This window comes from Acinetobacter johnsonii CIP 64.6 (genome assembly GCF_000368045.1).
Lineage (GTDB): Bacteria > Pseudomonadota > Gammaproteobacteria > Pseudomonadales > Moraxellaceae > Acinetobacter > Acinetobacter johnsonii.
Window position 1 is genome coordinate 93930 of record NZ_KB849230.1, and the last position, 24585, is coordinate 118514.

The following is a 24585-nucleotide window of genomic DNA, read 5'->3' on the forward strand; positions in this document are numbered from 1 at the left end:
AATTCGATCATATCGTCGAATGCTATCACCTTCAATCAGCCATATTTCTAGCGATGCAGTTTTGAGCAGTGCTCTCACTGGGTGTTCGTTTAGTGCAGGTGATTATCCTGAATAATCTTACTATTTATCAACTATTATCGTTCGCTTTATACAAAAAAGAAAATCTTCTGCATAAATTCATGGATGCAATTCTACCAATGTCGATGCATTACGCTATACTTTAGCCAATTTCTGAACTATTTACAGGTTTAGCTGTGCCTATTGAATTTGTTGCCACATCCCGTTTACCGACTGCTTTTGGTGAATTTAACATCACCGTATTTCAAGATCCTAAGACCGGTGAAGAACATGTTGCACTCTCAAAAGGTTTGGATCAGCCGATCATTGAACCCGTTTTAGTCCGTGTTCATTCCGAATGTCTCACGGGCGATGCCTTTGCGTCCTTGAAATGTGACTGTGGCCCACAATTGCAAGCCACGCAAAAACTGATTAATGAAGCTGGGCAAGGCGTGATTCTGTATTTGCGCCAAGAAGGTCGTGGCATTGGGCTGACCAATAAAATTCGTGCTTATGCGCTACAAGATCAAGGGCATGACACGGTCGATGCCAACTTAATGCTCAACCTCCCTGCCGATGCACGTCGTTATGACATGGTCAGCATTATGTTGGATCATTTAAATATTCAACAAGTCCGTTTGATTACCAACAATCCATTGAAGATTGCAGCATTGCAAGAGCAAGGGATCAATGTGGTAGATCGTGTGCCTTTGACGGTCGGTTTAAATCCTTTCAATGAAGAATATTTAAAAACCAAACATGAACGCATGGCACATTTGTACAAGAAAGATGATTTTTGAAATTTAATCATTTGCTCTAAGCCTACTTGAAAAGGCCGGTTTAGAGCGCTTCAGTCAGATTAGATGGTCATGGAGAAAATACGACTCTCAGGTCGACGGCGTTTTAAATGCAAATCGAACGCCATACAAATGTTGCGTACAAAGGCTTTGCCCTGCTCAGTTACTCGTATACTGTGTGGCCCAATCTCCAATAAACCATCTTCCTGCATTTCTTCCAGTTGTCCCAATACCTCAGCCAATTCCGGAAACTGCATATCTGGTTCTGCCCATGACGTCTGAAAGCTACACATCAAATTTAAAATGTGACGACGAATCATCAGATCTTCAGCACTCAAAATATGCCCGCGATAGACAGGAAGTTCATTGTTTTCCAGTCGCGCATAATAATCTTCGAGTTTTTTTTCATTTTGCGCAAAGCTATACCAACTGTCGCTGATGGATGAGATACCTAAACCAATCATCACTTGGGTTTTAGACGCGGTGTAACCCATAAAATTGCGATGCAGAGTGCCTGCCTGAAATGATTGGTACATCCCATCACTTTCCAAAGCAAAATGATCCATACCAATTTCATAATACCCCTGCGCAAGCAGCTTCTTTTTCCCTTCTTCATAGCACTGCCGTTTTACTTCATCTTTCGGCACATCATGGTCTTTAAACCCACGCTGTCCATTGCCTTTGATCCAAGGCACATGTGCATAACTATAAAATGCCAGACGGTCTGGACGTAAACGATTGGTTTGATCAATGGTGTTGAGCACATCATCTAGGTTTTGAAAAGGCAGACCAAAGACCAAATCATGTGAAATTGAGCTATAGCCTATTTCACGTGCCCACTGCGTCACTTGCTCGACATGTTCAAAAGGCTGTATCCGATGAATGGCTTTTTGTACGGTTTCATTATAATCCTGCACCCCATAACTGACACGGCGAAAGCCCAAGTCATACAAGGCTTGCAAATGCGCCCGTGTGGTATTGTTGGGATGCCCTTCAAAGCTAAACTCATACTGCTCGGCAATCTCTGCTTGCGCAAGGATGCCTTCAATTAACTGAGTTAAATGCACTGGAGAAAAGAAAGTGGGCGTTCCGCCACCCAAATGAATTTCTTTAATGCACGGCTTCTCTTCAAGCAAGTCACAATAAAGAGACCATTCTTTTAAAACCGCCTGAATATAAGGCTGCTCCATCTCATGTTTTTTGGTCACCCGTTTGTGGCAACCACAAAAAGTACAGAGACTTTCGCAAAAAGGCAGATGAATATACAAACTTATGCCTTCAGTCGAATTCGATTCAGCAAACGATGTTTTCAGCGTCTGTTTCCATTGCTCTAAAGAAAACTGCTCCTCTTCCCAATACGGCACCGTTGGATAACTGGTATAACGTGGACCAGGAACATTGTATTTTTGAATCAATGAATCGCGCATATTTACCATCAGCTCTTCCGCACTCAGAAGATGCAGCCTATTCTGCATCGCCAAACTCAGGTCTGTACTGTGGTTATTCTGCTGAGCTTAGAATCAGAATTCAACCTAGCGAATTGGTCAGGTTATTTTGCACATAGCAGCATTTTCATTTTTAACTTGCTTCACGACATCGAATGCTGCAGTAGGACTCTTCGGAAAATATTCTTAATCTTTTTGCTGTTTTATGTTTTGATGTAGGCAGTTTTCATCTTTTCCCATGAGGCTTTTCATGCAGCACCCAACGTCTGCGGATATCCAACGCGTTCGCGAATTTCTCCTCGACTTACAGGCTCGTATTTGTGCCGCACTTGAACAACAAGAGCGTGCTGGTGGCGGGACTGCACAGTTTGAAATAGATGATTGGGAGCGTCCTGAAGGTGGTGGTGGTCGTTCACGCGTACTGCAAAATGGCACAGTGATTGAAAAAGGTGGAGTGATGTTCTCACACATCAACATATCTAAACTCCCTGCTTCAGCGACTGAACGCCATCCGCAAATTGCAGGTGCCAAGGCACAGGCCATGGGTGTTTCTTTGGTGATCCATCCGAAAAACCCGAATGTCCCGACTTCACATGCCAATGTGCGCTTATTCGTGGCTGAAAAAGAAGGTCAAGACCCAATTTGGTGGTTTGGGGGGGGCTTCGATCTCACTCCATTTTATCCCAACGATGAAGATGTGCTGTCATGGCATCAGACAGCGCACGACTTGTGTGCTCCCTTTGGCGCTGAAGTCTATGCCGAACATAAACAATGGTGCGATGACTATTTTTATTTAAAACATCGTGATGAACAACGTGGCGTCGGTGGATTGTTCTTTGATGATCTCAATCAATGGGACTTTGAAACCTGTTTCCAATATATACAAGCCGTCGGCAATGGCTACCTAGAAGCTATTCTTCCAATCTTCCAGCGTAACCAAGACAAGCCATTTAGCGAGGCGCAACGCGACTTTCAAATCTATCGTCGTGGTCGTTATGTCGAATATAACTTGGTCTATGACCGCGGCACACTTTTTGGTCTACAAACAGGTGGGCGTATCGAGTCGATTTTAGTGAGCTTGCCGAATTTGGCCGGTTGGTCATATCGACCTGAATGGGAAGCCGATTCCGCTGAGAAAAAACTGACCGACTTTTACCTGAAACCGCAAGATTGGCTCAAGCTGCTCAAATAGACACACAGGCTTACAATTCTACCCCCCTCACACATGCCCTTTTCACTAGATTAGGGCCGCTTATCCATTAAATTTTATATATTTCCCGATCAATTCCCCGTAGAATGTCCACTACACAAAGCGTCATTTCTTTGCATTTATTAAAGCATTGTCACAGGTTTAAAACAGCAATTAGGTTCTTTTAAGTTCGCAAAAACCGTAAGCTAAATTAAGTCATTTTCAATGTATTCATTTTAATGACATCAACATTTAGTATCCTCCCTTGCTGTTCTCTCTGAGGCCCCAAACATGTTCGCAAAAAGAGTTAGCTCGACCACCATGGTTCTTTTCTGCTTTGCTATGGTGTTGCTAAGCTCGATCAGTACCACTATTTTTTCTGAAAGTGCGTTTAATGACAATGCATCCATCAGCATCACCGTATTTGCAGGTATCGGCTTAACCCTGACCGCAGCAAAATTATTGTTTGATGCGATTCACAGTATCTGTAATCCATAATCGCCTTTCTTTTCTCTGTTGATAAAAAACACTGAACGCTTTAGCCTGCGTGTAATTTGCCGTATATTGAACGGCATTTCTCACATGGATTTGGTGCGATGAGCAAACAATTCGCTGTCATTGGCAACCCGATTGAGCAGTCTCGCTCACCTGAACTTCACCATGCGTTTGCACAAAAAATGGGGCTCGACCTCAACTATAGTAAACGTCTTGCGCCACTCGATGGCTTCCTCGCCAATATCCAAGAATTTTTCTCACAGGGTGGCATTGGTCTAAACGTCACTGTCCCGTTTAAAGAACAAGCCTTTGCAGCCTGCGCAGTCCTCACTGAACGCGCTAAAATCGCAAAAGCAGTCAATACACTGTGGATGGTCGATGGTCAATTACATGGTGACAACACCGATGGACAAGGCTTAGTCGATGCCATTCGTGCATTGGACTGGAGCTTAGAGCAAACTGATGTACTGATCATCGGTGCAGGTGGTGCAACTCGCGGCGTCATTTATCCACTGGTCCAAGCAGGGGTGAAAAAAATTGTGATTGCCAATCGTACCCTTGCCCGTGCTGAGCAACTGATTGCTGACTTAAAAACGGCTGTACCGCAAGCCGAATTGCAAGCCATCGGCTTAGAGGCACTCGAAGGTCAGTTTGATTTGGTGATTAACGCAACCTCTGCCAGCCTAAGTGGCGATGCCCTCGTTCTGCCAGAAACACTCCAGTTTCAACATGCGTATGAAATGGCCTATGGCAAACCCTCAACCTTTTTAGATCAAGCCAAGACTCGCGGCGTACCCACCTCGGAAGGCTATGGTATGCTCGTGGGTCAGGCGATTGAATCTTTTTCCATTTGGAATGGTGTAAAACCGAACCTGAAAGATTTTTTATAAGCACAAATAAAAAAGAACCTCCGCAGAGGTTCTTTTTTTCAGATTAGTTCATGTGTTTTTGTACGGCTTTATAGGTCTCGTAATAGGTCGAGTCGCTAAAGAAGTCGTCATGTTCAAGCTTCAAACCTTGCAACGATTTTTCTGTCAATTGACCTTTTAAGTCATCTGCAAATGCTTTAGCAAAGACGTGTGCAGACTGAGTCAAATATGCAGTTTGCTCTTGGTCAATCTCATAGGTATCGGTGAATTTGTCTTGATAGACCTGAGCAAAAACCGCTTGCTTGGTTTTGTATTTCTTCGCCAAATCCTTCCATTGCTGATTTTCTTGTACATCTTCCAGTGCATCATTAACGATATTGGCGATACTTTCTCCCAGCTCATCAAAGTCTTGTTCGTGCTGTAAAGCATGTTTTTGACGTAGCTGAGTCAGACGCTTAAGTGCTGCACCCTTCGGCTCTGCAACATCCATGAACTCATAGGCATACACTTCTGAAATTTCATTGATGGTCGCTGAGCTATAGTAACGAATATACTCTGGACGTTGTGCGGCAAACATCAAAGCAAATACCGCTTGATACGCTTTAACTTGAGAATGATGACGTGCATAGCTTTGCTGCGCTGCCTGCTGGTAATAATCTGAAATAGCCTTAGGTAATTCTGTTGTACTTGATGATGCGCTCTCTACACTTGATGAATCTGCACCTAACGGGCCCAGCATGCCTTTCACTACATTTTCCAGCAGTGAACCTTTAGATACTTCCTCAATCGATTTGGCATTTCTTAAAGCTTGACGGTCAATGGCGGTCGCACTGCCATAATTAAACACCTGATTGGTGCTCTTAATTTGTAGCTTACCAATTTGCTCATCGCTAATCACAATGTTGTAATCCATGTTTTGCGCACGACCTTTTTGGTCGAGTCCAACATCCATCACAAACGGTGAACGCTCGCTACCCAGCTGTGCCATGATCGGTGTAATTTCAGCCTGATGTTTTTGCCAAAGTTGTTTAAAGCTTTGTGCGTCTACCAGTTGCTCTGTTTGATACGCGCTAAAGAGTGGTTTCAACTCTTCCAAAACATTGGTCGCTGCTTGTCCAAAAGTCTCTTCATCTATAGATTCATTGGTTACTTTAGGTGCAAGTACATCAATATCTTGATAATCACGGCATGCGGTCACTTTACCAATAGGAATGTTCTTGCTGTTGATGAGCGCATCGCAAGCTTCTTCAGATAGCGTATTTGGTGCTGCAGAAGCAGTCACTTCAGTTGCTGTCTCATCAGCATCTTCTGTCGCGGCCTGCGCATAAGCCACATCTGCTGCTGCATCAACCGTAGCATCGGCAGCGGCATCTACAACAATGTCTTGTTCATCGCTCTGCCCATAACCACTCAAGTTCTGCATTTTTTGGTTCACCAAATGACTGACACGTTCGAGTGAATCATAGGCTGGGTCTTCACTTGCGCTACTTGCAGCAATCTCTGCTTCTTTCGCCGCCTGCATTGCATCTTCCGCTGCGCTTGGTGTTTTTGCAGCATCTTCAATCAGACGCTCAGCATCAAAAGCTTGTATCTGTTGGGTATAGTGCAGTTTATTGACGTATTCAAACAAGCCCAATTGTACTTGTGCTGTTTCTAAGTCACCCATATAGCGAATTTTTTTGCTTAGTCCCGCTTCTTTTTCTGACTTGCTTAAATCAACACTATGCACTTGATTTGACTCTGCCAAGGCATATGGCAGTGCATTCATCTGCTTTAAATATTCTGCAAACTTTTTAAAATCAATATGACCAAATGCGTCTTTATGCTTAGAAAAGTCAATGTAGGCAAAACGATCCTGACTTTCACGATTCACCATGAACGGCATAAAGGCAAAGTAGTTGGTGTAAAATTTATAGTCATTAAAATCAACCACCATCGGCAACTGTGCTTGCACTTGTAAGGTTGGTTTTTGATAGCTTAACTGCAAAGTCAATGCTGCCAATTTTTGACGGAAATGCACAGAGCCCTGATAACTAAACTGTAAGTCATTGAGTAAATTTACCAAAGATTCTGCGATTTGAACCTTAGCAGAACGTGATTCACCACTGCCATACAACGATGCATACGGATTTTGTTCACGCGCAAGTGCATCATATAGGGCTTGTTTTTCTTTGGCGGTAAAGGAAATCTTTTGATTTTTTAATAGTTGATCTAATTGTTTTTTCAACTCTGGATCTAAGTTCGTCCCATTTGACTGAGTATTCGACTTAGAATTTGGCTGAGTCTTTGGCTTGGACTCATTAAAATTAAAGTCAGATTGAATAGAGAACTGACCTTTAAAATCATAGCTAGCATTTTCAAACATGGCATTAAGACCATGCGTGGCTTGTTGCCCGAGCTGCTGATCTGAAGAGGCATTGGATTTAATGACATGCTGAGTACACCCACTGATACTCAAACCCAATAAACAAAGTGTTATATATTTTAAGCGCATAATACTTGCTGAAAACCTGAGTTAATTATAGTTTATTAAAAAAGTACATGATCAAAAGACCACCGAGTCAGTGTAACAGAACTGTCTTTTTAGATTGATGATTTTATCTACCAATTCGCCTTTCTGACATTTTCTCAAGTCGGATCTATCAATGTATTTTGATACGATGTATGAATAATGAAATGATCGATTTAAATAATCCAATACTATTTCTAAATTAGGATTACACACATGCCTGCATATAAAGCTCCCTTACATGATATTCGCTTCTTAATGAATGAAGTGCTGGACTATCCTGCACATTATCAAACCCTATCGAATGGTGAAGCTGCCGACGCTGATACGGTAGATATGATCTTAGAAGGCGCAGCAGATTTTTGTGAAAATATTTTATCTCCTTTAAACCAATCGGGCGATGAAGAAGGTTGTACCTTCGACAATGGTGAAGTGAAAACACCAAAAGGCTTCAAAGACGCTTATGACCAGTTTGTCCAAGGTGGCTGGCAAGGTTTGTCTTTCCCTGAAGAATTTGGCGGTCAGAACCTGCCTCAATCTTTAAATCTGATTAAATCGGAAATGATGGGCACCGCAAACTGGTCTTTCCAAATGTACCCAGGTTTAAGCATCGGCTGTATGAACACCATTTTACAGTTTGGTACAGACGAACAGAAAAATCTGTATATGCCGAACTTAGTGGCAGGTACATGGTCTGGTACCATGTGTTTAACTGAACCTCAGTGTGGCACCGACTTAGGCCAAGTAAAGACCAAAGCAGAATTAAATGCCGATGGCACTTATAACATCTCAGGCACCAAAATCTTCATCTCTGCAGGTGAGCAAGATTTAACTGAAAACATCATTCACATCGTACTTGCTCGTCTTCCAGATGCACCTGCAGGCACCAAAGGCATTTCACTGTTCATTGTGCCTAAATTCTTGGTCAATGCAGACAGTAGCCTTGGTGAACGTAACCCTGTGACCTGTGGTTCAATTGAACATAAGATGGGGATTCGCGCTTCTGCAACCGCAGTGCTGAACTTTGACAATGCTATCGGTTACTTGATTGGTGAGCCAAACAAAGGCTTACATGCCATGTTTACCTTTATGAACACCGCACGTATCGGTACTGCCATTCAAGGTATAGCACATGCTGAGCTTTCTTTCCAAGGTGCACTTCCATATGCCAAAGAACGTATGTCGATGCGTGCACTTTCTGGCAAGAAAGACCCTGAAAAAGTGGCGGATGCTATTATTCATCACGCTGACGTTCGCCGTATGTTGCTAACACAAAAAGCGATTGCTGAAGGCGGTCGCTCAATGATTTATTATGCAGCGCAAATTGCCGACAAAATGGCAGATGCGCTTGAACGTGGCGATACTGCTGCATTTGAAGCACATGATGATCACTTAGGATTCTATACCCCAATTTTAAAAGGCTTCTTAACTGAATTAGGCTTGGAAGCTGCAAACCATGGTATGCAAGTTTATGGCGGTCATGGCTACATTAAAGAATGGGGCATGGAGCAAATTGCACGTGACGCACGTATTGCGACACTATATGAAGGCACAACAGGTGTTCAAGCACTGGACTTAATTGGTCGTAAAGTACTTCTGACCTCTAAAGGTAAAGTGATTCGCGACTACACCACTGAAATTTTAAAATTCTGTGGTCAACAGGCACGCAACAAATACATGCGTCGTTTTGCATGGGACTTAACCAAAGTATGCGCACAGTGGAATGCCTTAACTGTTCGCATTATGCTTGCAGCTCGTAAAGACCGTGACGTGGTATCTTCAGCTTCTGTCGATTTCTTGATGTTCTCTGGCTATGTAATGATGGCGTATTTCTGGGCACAACAAGCGGCTGTGGCTTCAGAAAAATTGGCTTCTGGTGATGGCAAAGAATCTGCTGAATTCTATAAAGCAAAAATTAAAGTAGCTGACTTCTATTTCGAACGTTTATTGCCACGTACCCAAGGTCATGCCGAAGCAATGGTCAATCCTTCAAAAACCATGACTTCTTTAGCACCTGAACACTTTAGCTTTGACTACTAATTAACAGTATTAGACCGATAAAAAGAGCGCCTAGGCGCTCTTTTTATTTCTTGTTCGACCTTATATTTCCATAAACCTGCAACTTCGTAGTTGCTGCTGTTCTCTTTCACATATTGCAAAAATCATTTAACAAAAAAAATAATATAAATATTCAATTACATCAGAAAAACAAATATGATCAGCATTCAAATATCAGTAAAGGGAATAACAATGTTAAAAATATATAAGCTGAGCTACTATATTTTTCCGCTCATGCTGGGCTTTTTATCAATGGACACTATTGCGGCAATCAATGTTTATGGTCCAGGTGGGCCAGCACCAGCGATGCATGAAGCAGCGAAACAATTTAAAAATAAGACAGGGATAGATGTCCATGTAACCGCTGGTCCTACTTCACAATGGGCCGACAAAGCCAAACTCGATGCAGACGTCATCTATAGCGGTTCGGAAGCGATGATGTCTGATTTTGAAAGCGTATTTGCCAACAAAATCGTAAAGGACTCAATTGAACCACTCTACTTACGCCCTGCTGCCATTTTAGTCAGAAAAGGCAATCCCAAACATATTCAGGGATTTAAAGATCTAAGTAAGCCAAACACTAAAGTTTTGGTCACACATGGCGCAGGCCAAGTGGGCATGTGGGAAGATATTGCGGGTAGAACGGGTAATATTCAGCTCACAAAATCATTCCGTAAAAATATCGCCATGTATGCACCCAATACAGGCGCAGCGAAAAAAGCATGGGAAGCGGACAGCAGCTATGATGCATGGTTGGTGTTTAATATTTGGGGAGTCAGTAATCCAGACATTGGGCAAATTATTCCGATCGAACCTGAACTGGTGATTTACCGTGATGCAGGTGTTGCACTGACTCAGCACAGTCTAAAAAATCCTGAAGCAAAAAGTTTTGTTACGTTTTTAAGTTCTGCTCAAGGCAGTGCGATTTTTAAACAGTTTGGTTGGAGCAAATAAATCTTTAAATTTAAGCCTTTATCCACATTAAAGAGAAGTTTCCAAGCTTAGATAATAGAACCTTTAATAAGCAAATCAGACATAAAAAAGAGCGCCACGGCGCTCTTGATTTCAGAAAACAATAATTACTGAACCTCGGCCAAAAGCGCTTGTGCTGCCATTTTACCCAAGGTATTCGATGCCAAAGGACTATCTCCTGTAATTAGCTTACGGTCTTGAATACACTGTCCCGACATCTCTTTATTGACCACTTCAACACCCAACTTTTCTAAGCGATCTGCCAGTAACCATGGTAACTCCCCCGGCATATAGCCAATTTCTAAGTTGGTCCCTTGATCGAGTGCATCGGGGAAAACACACATTTTGTACCCTTTAAAAATATAATTTTCAGGGGCTTCATTAAATGCGGCAGCCAATAAGCCTGCTGGCCCATGACACAGCGAAATGACAAATTTATCTTTTGCCACCGCCCACTTCAGTAAGGTTTTTAAGTCTTCACTTTGAGGTAAACCAATCAAAGCACCATGCCCACCGGGAATAAGAACGGCCAAATAGGGAGAGTCATCACCTAAACTGTTTTTCAGTACATCTGCCAGTTTTAAGGGTTTCTTAAATTGGGCTAAGTATTTTTGAAATGTTGCAGGCACGACAGCATCTTCATGGGGCATCGCCCACATTTCAAGTTTAACGGGATTGCCGGATAACGTAGCAATATCAATGTCAAAGCCTGCGCGATCTAAATGATACATAGGCAGTAAAGTTTCTACTGGGTGGTTGCCTGTGGAGAAGAACTTGCCATTTTTCATCAGTAGATAACGCTCATCGCTTGCGACCATCAAAACTTTTTTATGCCCAATATAGGGTGTTGGATAGTCGGTTCCATCGAAGTCGGTTTTACTGGCGGTGTATTGGGAAAGTGAATAAGGCGATGGAAAGAATGCATTATCTTCAGCTAAATCAGGGCTTGGATTACGGTCTTGGCTGGTCTGTGCCATGCTGATTCTCCTTTATTATTGCTTGGTTATTTTCAGTTTTACGAAACCTAGAGTTCTGTATTACAGCTCATTTATTCAGCATAACAAAGTTTCAAAGTGGCTCTGTTTTAAGATGTAAATATAAGCTTGCCTATATGACAAGATAAACATTTGGACAATAAAAAACCCCGACATCCTGTCGGGGTTTTTCGTATTAAGTGCTGAGGTATGACTCCTGTCGTACCTTCGTCCTTGAGCTGATCTTTATTGTTATTCTATTGGAGCATCCTGCTCTCTATGGTTCTATATTAGAAAACTTACAGGCAGACGTATAGGCGCAAAAAGAGGGAATTAATGTAAGCTAATTCGTACAAATGAATCAACGCTATTCATTAGCGGCTGAATCAAAAATAACTGGCTATTTAATGTCTGATGATTATTCACTCGCTTAATTTCACGCGCAGGTATTCTTTTAGACTTTATGTTTTAATTCTTGTGTATTTTATCTGGATTTAATCCTGATGAGAAAGCAATATCATTTTAGAAAAGTTGAAAACGATACCTATATTTGGGATGTCGATCGCTTGATCGAACTCACTCAATCTTTTCAAGTCAGACAAGTTCCGCTATCAGACATCAAGGAATTAGACGAAGCTTATTGGTATCCAGATACTCACCCAACCACTCATGAAATTATTGCGCATATGCAACTCATTCTAGAGGCAGATTTATCTTATCCCATCATTTTATGTGCTCAAGGTCGCTTGATGGATGGTATGCACAGAGTGGGAAAAGCAAAGATTTTAGGCAAGGCGTCGATTTCTGCGGTTCAATTTGATACAAATCCGCAACCTGACTTTATCAATGTGCATGAAGATGATCTGATCTATGATGACAAGTGAATAAATTAAAAACAATTGAAATCAATCTCATATTAATAAAAAAGCCCAGAACTGAAGTCTGAGCTTTTTTGAATAGACTATTACATCAAAGTCTTACTTCACCACTTCTATCACAGGCATTGAATATTTACCCTCTTGCATGGCTTTACTTGGACCGTACATTCTTAAAATGATATAGCTGTCTTTATTTGGAATCGGTAGAAAGTTTGAATTGTTGGCATTAGCTTTTTCATCAGAACTTAATTCTATGGTGTACAGACCATCTGCACCCGCTTTAAGTGTACGGTCACCACGACTATGACGATTCATTTCGTTATGTGCCATAAGCTTATTATCTGAACCATAGACCGTAAATGACCAGAACTGACTCACTTCTGGCGCTTTAAAGTGTATTTTGTACTTTTTACCATTTGAGCCATTAATATTTTTACCATCTGATCCAACATCAGTTTTTAAGTACACGGTTTCAGTTGGTGGTAACCCCCACTGACCAATATAGGTTCCTTCTGCAAATAGGTCGCGAGGGCCTTCACCCAATTGCTCACGAGTACCTAATAAATTACTAGAATTGGACAATTTAGGTAAAACGTCTTTAAGATGCTGCATACCAAGTTTTTCACCTACTTTAGCAGCCGCCAATTGCTCTTGAGTAAACTTATAATTACAAGGTGCAATACCCATTGCCTTGTATTGGCTAACCCACTTTTTATCTGCCTCTGCCATTGTGCCTTCACAAAGCATAAAGTTGACACGTTCTAACCAAGAAGTATTTTCTGGGTTTGGATAGTTTCTTTCTTTTTGCTTTGGCCCTGCTTCACCCAAATACTCAGATAAAGTTCGAATGTTCCATTGATCCATATAATTTAGGGCTTTTTTCTCATCTTCTTTGCCTGTCGCCATAATACGACCCATCATTTTTTGCAAATCAGATTCGACATAAATCACTTGGTCGACACTTTCAGGTACAGTACCTTTCCAAGATTTTGAAGCAAACATGAAACGACCACCTTTAGTGCCACGCGTTCTGGCACCAATCATGGCTGTAGTGTAGTGACCCATGTCCATGGTGTGCAAAATCCAATAACGCCCCTTATCAAAATCTGGAATACTCACAATAACAGGTTCTGTACCTACATCTAACCAACCCATTAAGTGCAAGGTATCATTATTAATACTTGGGTGAGCAGTATATGTATCATCCGCGAGTTGGCGAATATTTTGGAACCGATTTAATGGGGTGTTAGTTTCAACCGTTGTTTTATAGAAATATTTATAGGCTTCATCAATGGAGTAGCCATACAAATAAGCATCTTCAGCAACTTGATCTGGAATCGCTGCATTCGACGTAGAGCCTACTGCTCCAAGCATTATGAGTGATAATAGTCCTATTTTTTTCATATTATTCCCTTAGTATTATAAATGACTAGGTACTTTTATCATTTTTTAATATTCTTTTTCACCACTCAAATGAATGGTTGTTAAATCTAAATTGAAAGATTCTTCATCTACGGTTCTCATTTCTTCTAAATCCAGTCTTTGCCATTTTCTTCTGTTAAACAAAGAGTCTGTATTATTAAATTTTTGATTCCATAGAAAAAGGCATATTCATTCCCTCTATACCGACGAATAAATATGCCTTATTAAAAGATAGCTTACTTAAAAAACTTAGATAAATTCTTCCAACACTGAGTTTAAAAATACATGCCCTTGCTCGGTACATGCTAAGCGCATGGCATCATCCACCATTAATTTTCGACTGCGTAGTGAGTCTAACGTTTCAGCCAAACTATCCAAATTCAAACCTGTACGCTGCGCATAACATTCAGCTGCAACCCCATCATTTAAACGCAAAGCATTCATCATAAATTCAAATGGAAGTTCGTCGGCTTCAATCCGCTTAAACTGCACATGCTCCGCAGGGACTTTAGCCAAATAGTCTTTCGGTAAACGAGTTTTCTGGAAACGATAGACTCCATCTGGCTGGGTCACTTTGGCATGTGCACCTGCCCCTATCGCTAAATAGTCGCCAAACTGCCAATAATTCAAATTATGTGCGGAAGGTTGCTCTTTACGCCATGCCGAAACTTCATAATTAATAAAACCCTGTGCTTTTAAATAAGCTTCACCTTGGGCTTGAATCTCTTCAAGCACATCGTCCACAGGTAAGACAGGCTTGGTTCTAAAGAACACAGTATTCGGTTCAATCGTGAGTTGATACCATGAAATATGGGTTGCACCATTGTCCACGGCCAGCTTTAAATCCAGTAGAGCTTGCTCTAAAGTCTGCTCGGGCAGACCATGCATTAGATCGACATTAATACGTTTAAAACCTGCATCACGAGCTAAACCGATGGCTGAAATCGCATCGGCGTTACTGTGAATTCGTCCCAACTTGGTTAAATGTTCAGTATTAAAACTTTGAGCCCCTATCGACAAACGATTGATGCCTGCTGTCAAATAATCGGTAAAAGGGTCATGTTCGACTGTACCTGGATTAGCTTCTAAGGTAATTTCACAATCCGCCTCAAAAGGCAGCAGTGCTTTTAACTGGGCAAATAACCATTGATACCCTTGTGCTGAAATCAAAGACGGCGTTCCGCCGCCAATAAACACACTATGAATATGACGCCCTTGAGCAAACTCGAGTTGAGTTTTAAAGTCTTCCACCAAAGCATGTAAATATTCTTGCTCTAGATCTAAAGACAGTTTGCCATCTGGCACCGCATGCGAGTTGAAGTCGCAATAGGGACACTTACGCACACACCACGGCATGTGAATATATAAAGACAACGGAATATTTGCAGGATGTAAATCAGTCAAGGAAGAGACTCTAAAGCACAGCGGTAATCTTGCATATTTTAACATGACTGCATCAAGACACTTATGAAATCTGTGTCTATTTGGATTAGACTGATAAAAAGACAAGAAGAATGAATGGTTTAAAATGATGAAAATATCGAGCCACTTGCTGTTTATGCTACCACTGGCCTTTGGTATTGGCATTGCTATGACTTTTCAAACGGCACTAAATACACAACTCAGAGAATATTTTTACTCTCCACTACAAGCCGCATTGTTATCCTTCTTCATTGGAACCTGCATTTTAGCGCTTTTGGTTGTACTCCAACCTGTGGACAAACCACAGTTACATGATTTTTCCAATATTCCTTGGTACTTATGGCTCGGTGGCTGCTTAGGGGTTTATGCCATCAGTATAAGCATCTATACTGCGCCTAAATTAGGCTTTCTCACGTTTTCAGGTTTGGTTATTTTTGGACAAATCCTGACCTCCGTGATTTTTGACCACTATGGTCTACTTGGTACCGAAAAAACGCCTGTCAATTGGCAGCGTTTACTTGGTGGCGTCGTAATTTTTATTGGTGTGCTTCTCACTTTACAACGCTGAATTTATTTAGACCAAGCACATGATGAATATGAGTAATTTTTGTGTCGACTACAAGTAAAATCACGTCCCATCGTTTCGAATTAAAAAAGTTATTGGTGTTAATGCTGCCCATCCTGATCACGCAGTTTTCTCAAGCGGGTCTCGGGTTAATTGATACCATCATGGCGGGGCATTTATCCCCTACTGATTTAGCCTCAATTGCCGTCGGTGTCGGTTTATGGATACCAGTGATGTTGCTATTCAGTGGCATCATGATTGCGACAACGCCGTTGGTGGCGGAAGCCAATGGCGCACGCACCCCTGAAAAAATCGCCACCATTGCCCGTCAGTCACTTTGGGTGGCCTTTATTTTGGGGAGCATTGCGGGTTTAATTTTACAAAGCATGCCGCTATTACTGCCACTCATGGGGGTACCTGCAAACTTACTGCCTAAAGCTAGCCTATTTTTACATGCCATTGGCTTTGGCATGCCTGCAGTGACTATGTATGCAGCACTGCGTGGATACTCAGAAGCGCTCGGCCATCCACGTCCTGTCACCGTCATTAGCTTAGCGGCCTTGGTTCTTTTGGTTCCACTGAACTTTGTCTTTATGTATGGTTTCGGCCCGATTCCAGCGCTCGGTTCAGCAGGCTGTGGATTTGCCACTGCAATTTTACAGTGGATCATGTTTTTCACCTTGGCCACTTATATTTTTAAAGCTTCGGCGTATCAAAAAACTCAAGTGTTTAGTACTTGGGAGAAGATGGATCGCTACTGGATCGAACGCATTTTAAAACTTGGTTTACCCATTGGCTTAGCGATTTTCTTCGAAGTCAGTATTTTTAGTACCGCTGCAATTATTCTCAGTCCACTGGGTGAAACCATTGTGGCGGCGCATCAAATTGCAATGTCGGTCACCTCTCAGTTGTTTATGATTCCGATGTCCCTTGCCATCGCCCTGACTATTCGTGTCGGGACTTACTATGGCGAGAAAAACTGGGAGGCTATGCGAAAAGTGCAAAAACTCGGACTGGCTACAGGTACGGTTTTGGCGCTGATGACCATGCTACTGATTGCACTGTTTCGTCCTGAAATTGTAGCGATTTATACCTCGAATCATGAAGTATCGGAAGTTGCGATGTATTTACTGCTGTTCGCACTCGCCTACCAACTGATGGATGCTTGGCAAATTAGTGCCGCAGGCTGCTTACGCGGCATGCAAGATACCAAAGGCCCAATGTGGATTACCATGGTTGCCTATTGGATCGTGGCTTTCCCAGTCAGCATTTATTTGGCGCGCTACACCAATATAGGTGCAGCAGGTGTTTGGATTGGACTGATTGTTGGTTTAAGCGTGGCGTGTGCCCTGCTCTTGCTCCGTCTTTATAACAACAATAAACGCCTCAGTCAGGACTATCCATAAGTCATGCATGGCATGGAATAGGAAGGAGCCAGACTCTTCTCCTATTCCAGCTGTTCTACTGTTGTGCCAAAGCGTCTTTCAGACCTTGTGGCACTTCACTCTCATCCTCAACGTCTTTAACCACCACCTGCCCCACGATCACCTCACTACCATTAAAGGTCATGGTGGGTGAACCATACAGGCTATAACCTTCATTCAGTGCTTTGGTGACACGCGCACAAAAATGCACATCGTCCTTGCCTGTAAAATAACGATAAACTTTCATTTATTTCTTACTCAAATTTTTTCGCACAGTGTAACGCGATTTTTAAATGCAGCGACATCTTGTGTGCAATTCACTCAATTGACCACTATTATTTAAATAGAAACATCAGCTTAACAATTTAAAGTAGGCAGTTTTGCATTTGTCGCCTATGATCAAATCTGAGATGTAATGAAAATTCCCCGAGGAATATCGCATGGCAAATACGACTCGTACGCCCGGTCGTCGCTTTATGAAACTTGCCAGCATGACGGCAAGTATCGCAACCAAAACTGTGACCAATTCAATTAAAAACTTCAATGCCGATGAAGATAAAAAAAATGCGGCGCGCAGTCAGCTTTTTCAGGACATTGGACTTCAAATTGCAGACACCTTAGGTGAAATGAAAGGTGCCGTGATGAAAGTCGGGCAAATTGCATCTCAATACAAAGATATTTTCCCGCCTGAAGTGGCACGTGCAATTAGTAAATTACAACGCCAAGCGCCTGCCATGCCTTTTCAAGAGATCAAAGCTCAAGTTGAAAAAGAACTCGGCAAGCCACTCAATCAAATTTTTACCACCTTTGATGAACAACCCTTTGCCGCAGCCTCCATTGGCCAAGTGCATAAAGCTACTTTACCGAGTGGTGAGCAAGTTGTAGTTAAAGTTCAATATCCGGGTGTAGAAGAAGCCTGTGAAAGTGACTTAAAACAAGTCCGTTTGGCGCTTCGCTTGATGGGTGTACTTAAAATTGACCGTAAGCTGCAAGATCAACTCTTTAAAGAAATTCAGGACAGTTTAGACAACGAGCTAAACTATCAAATAGAAGCCCAAAACTTAGAGGTCGCAAGAACCTTTCATCAAGCTTTAGACCCTAAAATTATTATTCCTCAAGTCTACAAAGACTATTCAAGCCGTCATATTTTGACCTTAAGCTTGGAGCACGGCGAAAGCATTGAAACTGCCAGTACATGGTCACAAGAGACGCGCAATGAACTGGGCCGTCGTTTATTTCGTGCCATTGGCCGTGAGATTTTCTTCTTAAAACGCTTTCACTGCGACCCCCACCCGGGTAACTTTGCCTTTCGTGAAGATGGTAGCGTAATTGTATATGACTACGGCGGTGTCAAAACCCTATCGACTGAAATCGTAATGCATTTTAAGCAGCTGATTCAAGCAGCGCGCGACAGTGATATCTTGGCCATGGAACAGCAACTGACTGCTTTGCACTCTATGTCCGAACAAGGCAAATTTCCTGCCGAACTGTATGAAGCATGGTTAGAAGTGCTGATGCGCCCCCTTACGACCATGTATGACTTTGCTGAGAACTCAGCGCATCATGATGGCATTGAACTGGTCAAGCCATCTCTGAAATATTGGGATGTATTTAAACCCTCACCCGATACACTCATGGTGAATCGAACAGTCTCAGGGCATTATTGGAACCTGATTCATCTCAAAGTGCACGACAACCTCAATGATCTATTTGAAGAGTTGGTCCCTCCTCCTGCCTAAATAAGAACTGCGGGCACGATAAAATCGCTACAACTCAATAAACCCAGTTACATAAAGGCACTGGGTTTATTTTGACTTCTTTATTGTTATATTATAACATTTCAAAATAACACATTTAAGGAGAAGTCTATGCGTGCCAATATTCATCCAGAGTATCGTGAAGTCCTGTTCCATGACACCAATGCCGACGCGTTTTTCGTGATCGGCAGTACCTTACAAAGTCATCAAACTCGAGAGTATGAAGGCAAGACTTATCCTTACGTCAGTTTAGATATCTCAAGTGCTTCACATCCGTTTTATACCGGTGAACAACGTCAAACCAGTAATGAAGGTCGTGTTGCAAGCTTCAATAAACGTTTCGCGCGTTTCAAACGCTCACAATAATTTCATTTTTCTTTAAGCTATACGCGTTATAGTAAAGATATCAAGAAGCCTAAGACCTCCTCCAGCTTAGGCTTCTTTTTTATGCGTTCTTTTCTGGTTCCTATTTTGACCAGCTTTTTTCTTAATGTTTAAGCACACTATCCAACAGATAAAATCCGATCCCAAGCACGATGACACCCACCACTAAGCTCGACAGGGCGTAACTCAAAGCCAGTACAGTTTGCCCCTGTCTAAATAACTGAAAAGTTTCGAGGCCAAAACTAGAAAATGTCGTAAAACCGCCCAGTATGCCCACCATCAAAAATAAACGTGCTTCTTGTTGCAGTACTGGAAACTTCTGGCTAAAAGCAAAGAAAATACCCGCAGCAAAACAACCGATGATGTTGATCCACCATGTCGGCCATGGAAAACTCATACTCGGTTTAAACAACCATAATCCTGCACCGTAGCGTAAACAGGCACCTATTCCGCCCCCCATTGCCACCAAGATCCAATTCATTGACCTATCCTATTCTTTACAAAATGCGGTATGGATAAGTCCAAAGTTATCCACAGTTCATCAACTATAACGCTATTAAACCTGAATCAATCCTCGCACTTCAAGGTTTTTCAACATCGCTTGTTGCCCCTACATATCTTCTTATCTCACTCTCAAAAGTGAACTTCAGCATTCAAACTCACACATGCTTTACATTGGATATTGAACTCAGGATCGCCGAATATCTTTACTTCACCCTAGTGTGCTCTATGACCAAGACAACATAGATTCCCAAAATCACTAGCATCCGTTCTTCATGCAAAACAGACGGTTTTATCTCAGGTAAAAACTCCCAATCGTGCAGTTTTTGGGTATGATGTGGACATAAATTTAGTCGGAAATAGACGCATGGCACAGGTATTATTGGCTCAGCTTGCAGCGGGCGAAGCAAAATTTTCAGATGTATTGGCTTTTATTGAAGCAGCCTATACACATACACCAACTGCATTTAAAAATGGTTTGCAGCACAATGCGGCAACTGAAAACCAAGGCAGCGCAAAAGTGTTTTCGTTTGCACAACTTCAAGGTCTCGATCAAACGCAAACTTTAAGCCTATTTGCAGAACACTATGCTTCTGTTTTAGCCACACCTGATGCAACAGATCATCAAAATATTCGTCAGTTCATGTTGAATGGATGGGACGGTATTGAATTTGACGGTACGGCATTAACTGCAAAATAAAGATAAAAAACCACGTTCAAGTTACTTGAGCGTGGTTTTAAACAAATACAAGATTAATTTTATTATCAGATATTTATAAACACTATTAACATTGATACACCTATAAGCATCCACAGATTTGACCAATAGGTTTCACGTGGAGCAAGACGTCATATGGGTGTTAATCAACTATAAAACATTAAAACAGCACGATGAAGTAACCCAGCGCTACTTTCACATTACCCCTTTACCCGTTCAATCCATTGGATTGAGCTGACCCGAAATACTTCACATGCTCCATCGCCCGTATCGGTCGGGGTTAAGGATGAGGTCCAGACCATATCTTTGTCTTTAATTTCAACCAACTCACCTTTTAAACGAACCAAATCACCACGTTTCACGTGTTTAATTTGTTTAGCAATTTCAGGGTTGGCTGGAATAATGTGCATATTCGACACCATTTGCATAGCTTGCTCGGCAGGCACAGGCAAACGATCGATTTTCCAGTTGAGATAACGGTCGTATTGATTCACCGTAATATGGCGTGCAATTTCAGGTTCAGCAAATAAGCCCCAACTCACGGCGTAGTCAATCGGAGAGAATTTGGCTTGTGCATCATCCGAATACATTTTAGAACCTAAAATTCGAAAATCACCTTTAAACGGTTTCAATACCGAAATCGATTGATCTTTAGAGGTCGGCGCTAAACCTTTGGCAATGTTGTAATCCACAGTGGCACTTGCACTGATGGGCAACAGCAAACTACTGAGTAAACCGAGCAGGATAAATTTAGATTTCATTGCAAACCTCATTCCCATCGACCTAGGAAAATACGAACCAATTTCATCTTAGTCCAGTTTCCTGAAAAGAAGCTTATGAACTTAGTAACATTGTGAACGAATTATGCAGTCTACTTTTAGCCACAGCACTTTTCAGTTAGGCTAGAGCTGAAGAACAGAGCCCCAAAAAACAATCATGCTTTATAAATACTATCAACAGCACATCTTTCCGCATGTCCTGAATCAGGTCATGCAAGTACCAAGCTTAATGGACAAGCGCCGCGAACTGCTTTTGCCAATTCAAGGAGAGGTATTGGAAATTGGTTTTGGTACAGGGCTGAATCTACCCTTTTATCAAAATGTCGATACTGTCTTTGCCCTTGAACCCAGTCCTGAAATTTATCATTTGGCTTTAGAGCGGGTACAAGCAGCAGCATTTGAAGTGCATCATGTACAAGCCCGTGCGGAAAAGCTGCCTTTTGCTGACCAGAGCCTTGAGCATGTGGTCAGTACATGGACACTGTGTAGTATTGCTGAGCTAGAACTGGCTTTGGCGGAAATATTACGCGTGCTCAAACCGGGTGGCACCTTGCATGTGGTGGAACATGTATTAAATACAAATAACCTTTATATTCAGCGCCTACAACACTTACTCACGCCTGTGCAAAAGCGTTTAGCCGATGGCTGCCATCTCAATCGAAACATTGAACAGGCCTTAAAAATGGCAGGATTTAATATGATAGAACAACACTACTTTTATGCCGAAGGTATTCCGAAACTCGGACAACTGATGTTTTTTGCACGTGCTCAAAAGCCACACTCAAGCGATGGGTCATGATAGTCATGTAGAAGGTATCTGTTCTATATCAAGCAAGATACTTTCATAGGTAGACATTATCAAGCTTATTCGATCGTATCGAAGTCAATGCGAACCGTTTCAAAACGAACCCGTCCTGCTTGAATCGCTTGCGCAATGGCAACCTGTCCTTTGGTTAACCTCGCCCCACCGCTTTTAATATCAATGAGAACAATTTCAATATCTTCCGCCCTCCCCTCACCATCACGCAGGTCGGTATAGCCATCAAAGACCACATAGTCGACAGGATCACCCAAAAACTTGGCATCGCTGGGTAAGTATTCAAACTGGGGCATAATCGGTGCCAGTTGCTCTGCCATTTTACCTTTGAGCACTGCACGACTGGTATTGACACTGCGCTTTTGTGCTTGAGCCAAAGCCTGCTGATGCTCTAGTTCTAATTCGGCAATGTAGCGCTCATATTCTGCTTTGATGCGTCCATTTCGGCTGTGACTTAAAATAAGGGTGGTCAAGACCACACCAATTGCTGCACCGATCAACATTGCCATCCATATGGACATGGTTCTTTCCTAATTTTGTGCTACAGGTAGCAAGATTTAAACTTACAACTTTGGTTTGGTGTCATATGCGACACACAAAAGAATGATATGCTAGGGGTGAGCAGAATAAAATCATTTAAGGTCATGAAAACGATATTAATCGCCAACCAAAAAGGTGGCTGTGGCAAAACGATAACCGCAATCAATTTAGCTTCGGCACTCGCACAAAAAGGTTATAAAGTGGCTTTGGCCGATGCCGATAATCAAAAATCTGCTCGTCAGTGGTTAAAACAGCGTCCAGAGCAAGTGGCGCATATTCAAAGTTTAGATTGGCGCCATGAGAAATCGATTGGTGAAGTGCCTAAAAATATTGAATATTTAATTATCGATGCACCAGGTGCACTGTCTGGTGAGCATGCCGAACAACTGATCAGTGAAGCACACGCGATTGTGACGCCACTGCAACCCTCGTTTTTTGATATTGACAGTACCCGTCGTTTTTTAAAGCATTTACAAGACATTAAACGCATTCGTAAAGGCAAAGTGCAAATTTTGCTTTTGGCCAATCGGGTCAAGGCCAACAGCGCCAGTGCCAAAGACATCCAAGATTTTTTTGCGAAAATTGAACAACAACCTGTAGCATGGATTTCAGAACGTACTGCGTATGGCCAATTGGCAATGCAAGGTTTAAGCGTATTTGATAAAACACAAAAGAATTACCTCTCCATTCAAAGCCAATGGCAACCGCTGCTGAACGCCATTGTCGATGACCCAAGTGCTTGGTTCTAAAATATTTTGCTATAGATAAAACGGGGCTATTCCCTATTTATAGTCGGTTATTCACGAGAACTTACTAAGGGTACGTTCTCGTGCGCATTTTTTTCAGTTAATATGACTTTGACCTTAGAGATATAGCAGTGAATACCGTGCAACGATACGCACCAGCCTTACAAAAAGTATTGTTATTTGGACTGATTTTTATTCTGTTCTATTTGAGCTTTCAAGTCCTGAAATACTTTATTGTACCTGTGCTTTGGGCTGCGATTATTGCCTACATCACATGGCCTTTATATCATTCAGTGCAGAAACTCTGTGGACCACGTCCAACCTTAAGCGCCACCATCATGATCAGTATGGTCGTATTAGTTGTCGGTATCCCGCTGACCTTTGCCATCTTTATGCTACAGCATGAAGGTCGTAATCTGTTTTATGAATTGCAAAGACAAGTGTTCTCAGGTCATTTAGATGTTCCGCAATTTATTCGGGACTTGCCCATTATTGGTAAAGAAGTCACTCGTACTTTAAAAGAAATCAATACCGATCCGAACAGTATTGTACAAAATGTCTCGGGCTGGTTCCAAAGCCACTTAAATTATGGTCGTTTGGTGCTGAGTGAAATCAGTAAGAATATTTTTAAACTCTGTTTTGCGGTGATGTCGTTATTCTTCTTCTATCGTGACGGACAAACCATTTTAAATCAGGTCAGTAAAGCGCTGGAAATGGTGATTGGCCCACGTATCCACCACTATTTAGACACCATTTCTGAAACAACACGTGCTGTGGTCTATGGGGTTGGTCTGACTGCAATTGCGCAAGCACTCTTGGCAGGCCTAAGCTATTTTGTTGCTGGTGTCCCAAACCCAATGGTACTGACCATTGTAACCTTTATCTTTGCACTCATTCCTTTTGGCCCTCCTGTAGCATATAGCGCCGTGTCTTTATGGTTATTCTCTCAAGGGCAGACTATTGAAGCGATTGGAGTGATGGTATGGGGGGTTTGTGTGGTCAGCACGGCAGACAATGTAATTCGCCCATTGGTGATCTCAGGTGCAACGCAAATTCCGTTCTTACTCATCATGTTTGGTGTATTGGGTGGTTTAGCCAGCTTTGGTATGGTCGGCTTATTTGTCGGACCCGTGATTCTAGCGGTACTGTTAGCCATTTGGCGCGAATGGCTACATGAACAAATCAATGAACCCCTAATGATGCCGAAAGCGACATTGGCTTATGATCCACCTGAAGAGCCTTTAGATACGCCCAAAAAATAAGTTCA

At 42.1% G+C, this 24585-nt stretch carries 24 protein-coding genes; 15 read left to right on the forward strand and 9 right to left on the reverse strand.

The window, feature by feature from the left end:
• The first annotated feature begins 254 nt into the window (after positions 1–254).
• The gene (gene ribA, locus F986_RS01555; protein ID WP_004691377.1) at positions 255–857 is read left to right on the forward strand and encodes a GTP cyclohydrolase II; all 603 of its coding nucleotides are present in this window, start codon (positions 255–257) and stop codon (positions 855–857) included.
• A gap of 59 nt (positions 858–916) precedes the next feature.
• Here the strand turns inward: ribA and hemN are convergent, their stop codons facing one another.
• Positions 917–2281: an oxygen-independent coproporphyrinogen III oxidase gene (gene hemN, locus F986_RS01560; RefSeq protein WP_019509664.1), complete on the reverse strand. Its 1365-nt coding sequence runs from the start codon at positions 2279–2281 to the stop codon at positions 917–919.
• A gap of 268 nt (positions 2282–2549) precedes the next feature.
• On the opposite strand from hemN, the gene hemF reads away from it, so the two are divergent.
• The 3 genes from hemF (at position 2550) to aroE (ending at position 4873) form a co-directional block, all read left to right on the forward strand.
• Complete coding sequence (gene hemF, locus F986_RS01565; protein WP_004691379.1) at positions 2550–3491, forward strand: oxygen-dependent coproporphyrinogen oxidase; 942 nt, start codon at positions 2550–2552, stop codon at positions 3489–3491.
• A 288-nt stretch (positions 3492–3779) separates the two neighbouring features.
• Entirely contained in the window at positions 3780–3986 is a 207-nt protein-coding gene (locus F986_RS01570; RefSeq protein ID WP_004691380.1) for a hypothetical protein, read from the forward strand.
• A gap of 98 nt (positions 3987–4084) precedes the next feature.
• Positions 4085–4873, forward strand: coding sequence for a shikimate dehydrogenase (gene aroE, locus F986_RS01575; protein ID WP_004691382.1), 789 nt, complete (start codon positions 4085–4087; stop codon positions 4871–4873).
• Positions 4874–4916: 43 nt separating this feature from the next.
• Here the strand turns inward: aroE and F986_RS01580 are convergent, their stop codons facing one another.
• On the reverse strand, positions 4917–7346 hold the full coding sequence (locus tag F986_RS01580) for a hypothetical protein (RefSeq protein WP_004691384.1): 2430 nt from the start codon (positions 7344–7346) through the stop codon (positions 4917–4919).
• 231 nt (positions 7347–7577) lie between these two features.
• On the opposite strand from F986_RS01580, the gene F986_RS01585 reads away from it, so the two are divergent.
• Together F986_RS01585 and F986_RS01590 are read left to right on the forward strand one after the other, a co-directional pair.
• Entirely contained in the window at positions 7578–9401 is a 1824-nt protein-coding gene (locus F986_RS01585; protein ID WP_004691386.1) for an acyl-CoA dehydrogenase C-terminal domain-containing protein, read from the forward strand.
• A 210-nt stretch (positions 9402–9611) separates the two neighbouring features.
• Positions 9612–10373, forward strand: coding sequence for a substrate-binding domain-containing protein (locus tag F986_RS01590; protein WP_004691388.1), 762 nt, complete (start codon positions 9612–9614; stop codon positions 10371–10373).
• A 125-nt stretch (positions 10374–10498) separates the two neighbouring features.
• Here the strand turns inward: F986_RS01590 and hchA are convergent, their stop codons facing one another.
• A complete protein-coding gene (gene hchA / locus F986_RS01595) occupies positions 10499–11368 on the reverse strand; it encodes a glyoxalase III HchA (RefSeq protein ID WP_004691391.1) in 870 nt (289 codons plus the stop codon).
• Positions 11369–11868: 500 nt separating this feature from the next.
• Here hchA and F986_RS01600 point away from each other — a divergent pair, with 500 nt between their 5' ends.
• Positions 11869–12249 carry a hypothetical protein gene (locus F986_RS01600; protein ID WP_004691392.1) on the forward strand — a complete coding sequence of 127 codons (381 nt, stop codon included), beginning with the start codon at positions 11869–11871 and terminating at the stop codon, positions 12247–12249.
• Between the two features lie 93 nt (positions 12250–12342).
• On the opposite strand, the gene F986_RS01605 is transcribed toward F986_RS01600, so the two are convergent.
• Complete coding sequence (locus F986_RS01605) at positions 12343–13617, reverse strand: DUF1254 domain-containing protein (RefSeq protein ID WP_017397228.1); 1275 nt, start codon at positions 13615–13617, stop codon at positions 12343–12345.
• A 297-nt stretch (positions 13618–13914) separates the two neighbouring features.
• Positions 13915–15069, reverse strand: a complete 1155-nt coding sequence (hemW, locus tag F986_RS01610) for a radical SAM family heme chaperone HemW (protein ID WP_017397229.1) — start codon at positions 15067–15069, stop codon at positions 13915–13917.
• Positions 15070–15193: 124 nt separating this feature from the next.
• Between hemW and F986_RS01615 the strand changes: the two genes are divergently transcribed.
• Together F986_RS01615 and F986_RS01620 are read left to right on the forward strand one after the other, a co-directional pair.
• The gene (locus tag F986_RS01615; RefSeq protein ID WP_026056414.1) at positions 15194–15655 is read left to right on the forward strand and encodes a DMT family transporter; all 462 of its coding nucleotides are present in this window, start codon (positions 15194–15196) and stop codon (positions 15653–15655) included.
• 101 nt (positions 15656–15756) lie between these two features.
• On the forward strand, positions 15757–17058 hold the full coding sequence (locus F986_RS01620; protein WP_017397230.1) for an MATE family efflux transporter: 1302 nt from the start codon (positions 15757–15759) through the stop codon (positions 17056–17058).
• A 55-nt stretch (positions 17059–17113) separates the two neighbouring features.
• Here the strand turns inward: F986_RS01620 and F986_RS01625 are convergent, their stop codons facing one another.
• Entirely contained in the window at positions 17114–17323 is a 210-nt protein-coding gene (locus F986_RS01625; RefSeq protein ID WP_004691402.1) for a DUF1737 domain-containing protein, read from the reverse strand.
• Positions 17324–17516: 193 nt separating this feature from the next.
• On the opposite strand from F986_RS01625, the gene F986_RS01630 reads away from it, so the two are divergent.
• Both F986_RS01630 and F986_RS01635 read left to right on the forward strand, forming a co-directional pair.
• Positions 17517–18815, forward strand: coding sequence for an ABC1 kinase family protein (locus F986_RS01630; protein WP_004691404.1), 1299 nt, complete (start codon positions 17517–17519; stop codon positions 18813–18815).
• A 129-nt stretch (positions 18816–18944) separates the two neighbouring features.
• Complete coding sequence (locus F986_RS01635) at positions 18945–19199, forward strand: type B 50S ribosomal protein L31 (protein ID WP_004691406.1); 255 nt, start codon at positions 18945–18947, stop codon at positions 19197–19199.
• A 121-nt stretch (positions 19200–19320) separates the two neighbouring features.
• On the opposite strand, the gene crcB is transcribed toward F986_RS01635, so the two are convergent.
• Complete coding sequence (gene crcB, locus F986_RS01640; protein ID WP_004691408.1) at positions 19321–19698, reverse strand: fluoride efflux transporter CrcB; 378 nt, start codon at positions 19696–19698, stop codon at positions 19321–19323.
• A 387-nt stretch (positions 19699–20085) separates the two neighbouring features.
• On the opposite strand from crcB, the gene F986_RS01645 reads away from it, so the two are divergent.
• Positions 20086–20418, forward strand: a complete 333-nt coding sequence (locus F986_RS01645; protein ID WP_004691410.1) for a HopJ type III effector protein — start codon at positions 20086–20088, stop codon at positions 20416–20418.
• Positions 20419–20636: 218 nt separating this feature from the next.
• Here the strand turns inward: F986_RS01645 and F986_RS01650 are convergent, their stop codons facing one another.
• Positions 20637–21197: a hypothetical protein gene (locus tag F986_RS01650; RefSeq protein ID WP_004691412.1), complete on the reverse strand. Its 561-nt coding sequence runs from the start codon at positions 21195–21197 to the stop codon at positions 20637–20639.
• Between the two features lie 175 nt (positions 21198–21372).
• Here F986_RS01650 and F986_RS01655 point away from each other — a divergent pair, with 175 nt between their 5' ends.
• Positions 21373–22014, forward strand: a complete 642-nt coding sequence (locus F986_RS01655) for a class I SAM-dependent methyltransferase (RefSeq protein ID WP_004691413.1) — start codon at positions 21373–21375, stop codon at positions 22012–22014.
• Positions 22015–22079: 65 nt separating this feature from the next.
• Here the strand turns inward: F986_RS01655 and F986_RS01660 are convergent, their stop codons facing one another.
• Complete coding sequence (locus F986_RS01660; RefSeq protein ID WP_004691414.1) at positions 22080–22553, reverse strand: Holliday junction resolvase-like protein; 474 nt, start codon at positions 22551–22553, stop codon at positions 22080–22082.
• 123 nt (positions 22554–22676) lie between these two features.
• Between F986_RS01660 and F986_RS01665 the strand changes: the two genes are divergently transcribed.
• Complete coding sequence (locus F986_RS01665) at positions 22677–23321, forward strand: ParA family protein (protein ID WP_004691415.1); 645 nt, start codon at positions 22677–22679, stop codon at positions 23319–23321.
• Positions 23322–23458: 137 nt separating this feature from the next.
• The gene (locus F986_RS01670; protein WP_162182433.1) at positions 23459–24580 is read left to right on the forward strand and encodes an AI-2E family transporter; all 1122 of its coding nucleotides are present in this window, start codon (positions 23459–23461) and stop codon (positions 24578–24580) included.
• Positions 24581–24585 lie beyond the last annotated feature (5 nt).

What these genes read in the sequence shown, in the direction of transcription:
- hemN (WP_019509664.1), bottom strand. Translation starts at nt 2,281, where the DNA reads ATGCGCGATTCATTGATTCAAAAATACAATGTTCCTGGTCCACGTTAT.
- hemF (WP_004691379.1), top strand. Translation starts at nt 2,550, where the DNA reads ATGCAGCACCCAACGTCTGCGGATATCCAACGCGTTCGCGAATTTCTC.
- F986_RS01570 (WP_004691380.1), top strand. Translation starts at nt 3,780, where the DNA reads ATGTTCGCAAAAAGAGTTAGCTCGACCACCATGGTTCTTTTCTGCTTT.
- aroE (WP_004691382.1), top strand. Translation starts at nt 4,085, where the DNA reads ATGAGCAAACAATTCGCTGTCATTGGCAACCCGATTGAGCAGTCTCGC.
- F986_RS01580 (WP_004691384.1), bottom strand. Translation starts at nt 7,346, where the DNA reads ATGCGCTTAAAATATATAACACTTTGTTTATTGGGTTTGAGTATCAGT.
- F986_RS01585 (WP_004691386.1), top strand. Translation starts at nt 7,578, where the DNA reads ATGCCTGCATATAAAGCTCCCTTACATGATATTCGCTTCTTAATGAAT.
- F986_RS01590 (WP_004691388.1), top strand. Translation starts at nt 9,612, where the DNA reads ATGTTAAAAATATATAAGCTGAGCTACTATATTTTTCCGCTCATGCTG.
- hchA (WP_004691391.1), bottom strand. Translation starts at nt 11,368, where the DNA reads ATGGCACAGACCAGCCAAGACCGTAATCCAAGCCCTGATTTAGCTGAA.
- F986_RS01600 (WP_004691392.1), top strand. Translation starts at nt 11,869, where the DNA reads ATGAGAAAGCAATATCATTTTAGAAAAGTTGAAAACGATACCTATATT.
- F986_RS01605 (WP_017397228.1), bottom strand. Translation starts at nt 13,617, where the DNA reads ATGCTTGGAGCAGTAGGCTCTACGTCGAATGCAGCGATTCCAGATCAA.
- F986_RS01615 (WP_026056414.1), top strand. Translation starts at nt 15,194, where the DNA reads ATGATGAAAATATCGAGCCACTTGCTGTTTATGCTACCACTGGCCTTT.
- F986_RS01620 (WP_017397230.1), top strand. Translation starts at nt 15,757, where the DNA reads ATGCTGCCCATCCTGATCACGCAGTTTTCTCAAGCGGGTCTCGGGTTA.
- F986_RS01625 (WP_004691402.1), bottom strand. Translation starts at nt 17,323, where the DNA reads ATGAAAGTTTATCGTTATTTTACAGGCAAGGACGATGTGCATTTTTGT.
- F986_RS01630 (WP_004691404.1), top strand. Translation starts at nt 17,517, where the DNA reads ATGGCAAATACGACTCGTACGCCCGGTCGTCGCTTTATGAAACTTGCC.
- F986_RS01635 (WP_004691406.1), top strand. Translation starts at nt 18,945, where the DNA reads ATGCGTGCCAATATTCATCCAGAGTATCGTGAAGTCCTGTTCCATGAC.
- crcB (WP_004691408.1), bottom strand. Translation starts at nt 19,698, where the DNA reads ATGAATTGGATCTTGGTGGCAATGGGGGGCGGAATAGGTGCCTGTTTA.
- F986_RS01645 (WP_004691410.1), top strand. Translation starts at nt 20,086, where the DNA reads ATGGCACAGGTATTATTGGCTCAGCTTGCAGCGGGCGAAGCAAAATTT.
- F986_RS01650 (WP_004691412.1), bottom strand. Translation starts at nt 21,197, where the DNA reads ATGAAATCTAAATTTATCCTGCTCGGTTTACTCAGTAGTTTGCTGTTG.
- F986_RS01655 (WP_004691413.1), top strand. Translation starts at nt 21,373, where the DNA reads ATGCTTTATAAATACTATCAACAGCACATCTTTCCGCATGTCCTGAAT.
- F986_RS01660 (WP_004691414.1), bottom strand. Translation starts at nt 22,553, where the DNA reads ATGTCCATATGGATGGCAATGTTGATCGGTGCAGCAATTGGTGTGGTC.
- F986_RS01665 (WP_004691415.1), top strand. Translation starts at nt 22,677, where the DNA reads ATGAAAACGATATTAATCGCCAACCAAAAAGGTGGCTGTGGCAAAACG.